Origin of the sequence: Rhodococcus jostii NBRC 16295, from assembly GCF_001894825.1 — a bacterium.
In the GTDB taxonomy this organism is placed as follows: domain Bacteria; phylum Actinomycetota; class Actinomycetes; order Mycobacteriales; family Mycobacteriaceae; genus Rhodococcus_F; species Rhodococcus_F jostii.
In genome coordinates this window covers 1-3,054 of the sequence record NZ_BCWY01000201.1, presented here as the reverse complement: position 1 = coordinate 3,054, position 3,054 = coordinate 1, and the positions used below count along the sequence as shown (strand labels likewise).

Below are 3,054 nucleotides of genomic sequence, written 5' to 3'. Positions count from 1 at the left end.
ATCGGATGCCATCGCCTCGAACACCCGGGTGACCCGTCCCGCGATGGCGTCGACGGTGGCCTCGTCGATCAGGTCGGGGAGGTAGTGGAACGTCATGCGCAGCTGCGTGTCGACCGAGAAGGCCACGCTCAGCGGGTAGTGGGTGGCGTCGACACCCGTCACGTCGACCACCCGCATACCGGCCAGATCGGTGTCCGCGGTCAGGCCGCCCCGGTCGATCGGGTACGACTCGAACACGGTCGCGGTGTCGAAACCGATGTCGGTTCCTGCTACTCGCTGGATATCGGCGAGACCGAGGTGGTGGTGCTCGAGGAGGGCGGCCTGCTCCGCCTGCGTCCGGTCGAGCAACCGGCCCAGCGTTTCCCCGGGACTGAGCGTGATCCGTGTGGGCACGGTGTTGACGAAGAGTCCGATCATCGACTCGACCCCGGACAGCTGCGGCGACCGCCCCGACACCGTGCTCCCGAACGTGACGTCGTCACGGGAGGTCGTGGCGCCCAGCACGATGCCCCACGCCACCTGGGTCACCGTGTTCAGGGTGACGTTCCGACTGCGCGCGAGGGTGGTGAGTTCTGCGGTCAGTTCCTCGGACAAGGCGTACTGCGCGTGGGCGGGCGGAACCGACAGTTGCCGTCCCCGTGCGTCGGGCAACAGCAGCGTCGGACCGTCGACGCCGGCGAGCGCGGACGCCCAGGCCGTTCGTGATTCCGCCGGGTCGCGGCGATACAGCCAGGTCAGGAAGTCGCGGTAGGGACGCGGTCGCGGCAACGACGGCGCCTCCTCGTCACCGGCCACATAGAGGGCGAGCAGTTCCCGGATCGCGAGCGGCATCGACCATCCGTCGAGCAGGGTGTGGTGGTTCGTCCACACGAGCTGCGATTCTTCACGTCCTGTCGAGACGAGGAGGAACCTGACCAGGGGCGGCCTCGACGTGTCGAAGGGTGCGGCCCGGTCGGCTGTGAGGAGCCGGTCCAGTTCGGCGCCGCGCGCGTCCTCGGTCAGACCCGCGAGGTCGACTTCGCGGAACGGTATCTCGACGGACGCGGGCACCACCTGCACGAAGGTCCCGTCCCGTGCGGGAACGAACGCCACCCGCAGATTCGCGTGCCGATCCAGCAATGCCTGTGCCGCACGGCGCATCCGGACCGGGTCGACGGCTCCCTGCAGGTGCAGTTCCACCTGCACCGTGTACGCGTCGATCGCGGTTTTCGCGAGCAGGGCATGGAACAGCAACCCGGCTTGCAGGGGCGCGGGCGGCCACACGTCGGTGAGCGCGCCGAAACGTTCCTCCCACGTATCCAGGTCGCTCTGGGTCACGTCGACGAGGGGAACGTCCGACGGCGTGAGTCCGCCCGCGCCCGCGCTGCGTGCATGGGCCACCAACGCGGACACAGCCTCCCGCCACCGTACCGCCAGCCGCTCCACGTCGGCGCGGGCAAGCAGGGTGTCCGGGAATCCGAACCCCACCCGGAGCCGTCCGCCGATCACGATCGCGTTGATCTCGATCGCGGCGGACGCCGGCATGTCCAGGTCCGGGGCGTACCGCAGGTCGCCGAAACCGGCGGCGGGGCCCCACCCGGTCGCGGTGCCGTGGTCGACCGAGTCCGGGACCTGGCCGAGATAGTTGAAACTGATCTGCCCCGGCTCCGTCCTCGGCAGGCTGCCGGCGGTGTCGGGGTTCAGGTAGCGGAGCAGCCCGTATCCGATTCCCATGTCGGGCACCGCACGGAGTTGTTCTTTCACACGCTTGACCGCGTTGCCCATCTCGTGACCACCGGCCAGCGCGGCGCCCACGTCGACGCCGTGGAGATCGACGCGGACAGGGAAGACCGTCGTGAACCAGCCGACGGTGCGGGACAGGTCGGCGCCCGGCACCACCTGCTGCTCCCGGCCGTGCCCTTCCAGCCGGATCAACGTCGACGCCCCCGGAATGCCCCGCTCGGCGCGCCACCTCGACGACGCCACCGCCAGCGCCGTCAGCAGCACATCGAGGACGCCGCCGTGATACAGCTCGGGTAAGCCGGTCAGCAGGACCGCGGTGTCCTCGGACGAGGTCTCGACGCTCACGTCCTGCAGTGCGGTCGCCACGTCCAGGCCGGGGTCGAGTGCCCGGTCGGAGATCAGCGGGTCGGGTCCCTCGACGACGCTTCGCCACCACGCCAGTTCGGCTGCCCGCTCGGTCCGGCCAGCCTCCTCGGCCAGCGCGTGCGCCCAGCGGCGCATCGACGTCGCCGGTGCCGGAAGAGCCGGCGACTGCCCCGCCGAGATCCGCGACCAGGCAGCGGCGAAGTCGGGCAGCAGAATCCGCCAGGACACCCCGTCGACCGCGAGATGATGCGCCACCACGATCAACCGGCCCGCCTCGGCCGAGGGTGCGGCCGACGGCACCGGATCGAGCCACACGAACTGGACGACCACACCGTCGGAGGGCCGCAGCCTGTTCACGGCCGCCTGATGCTCGGTCGCCACCGGGTCCGAGAGCCCGTCCGCATCGGTCTCCGGGTCGTACGGGACGCGCCGAACCAGTGCCGCGGCATCGATGTCCGTGGCGGGAAAAGTCTCCATCTCAAACTGCCCATGTGCGTTCCGGTGCAGCCGCGACCGCAGCATGTCGTGACGTGCGAGCACAGCGGTGACGGTCGCGAGGAGTCCGGCCGCGTCGATGCCGCGGGGGAGGTCGAGCATGAGGCTCTGGCTGAACCGGTCGAAGTGCCCGCCGCGCTCGATCAGGTACCGCACCACCGGAGTGGGCGGGAACGTGCCGATCCCGCCGCCCGCGAGTTCGGCCAGGGGAACTGCGATCTCGCCGGCGGCACTCTCCGACTCGGCGGCCAGAGCCGCCACCGTTCGGTGCTCGAACACCTGCTGCGGGGTGAACACCAATCCACGCGCCTTGGCCCGCGACACGAGTCGGATCGACAGGATGCTGTCGCCGCCGAGCGCGAAGAACGAGTCGTCCAGCCCGACCTGCCCGACTCCGAGCACTTCGGCGAACACCGACACCAACGTCTCTTCCGCCGGTGTGCGTGCCGCGCGGTGTGGTTCGCGGGCAAT

General features: G+C 70.1%; 1 protein-coding gene. It reads right to left on the bottom strand.

The window, feature by feature from the left end; genetic code table 11:
• Positions 1-3,054, bottom strand: a 3,054-nt coding sequence (locus RJ1_RS44645; protein WP_255284973.1) for a condensation domain-containing protein, incomplete at both ends; no start/stop codon positions are given.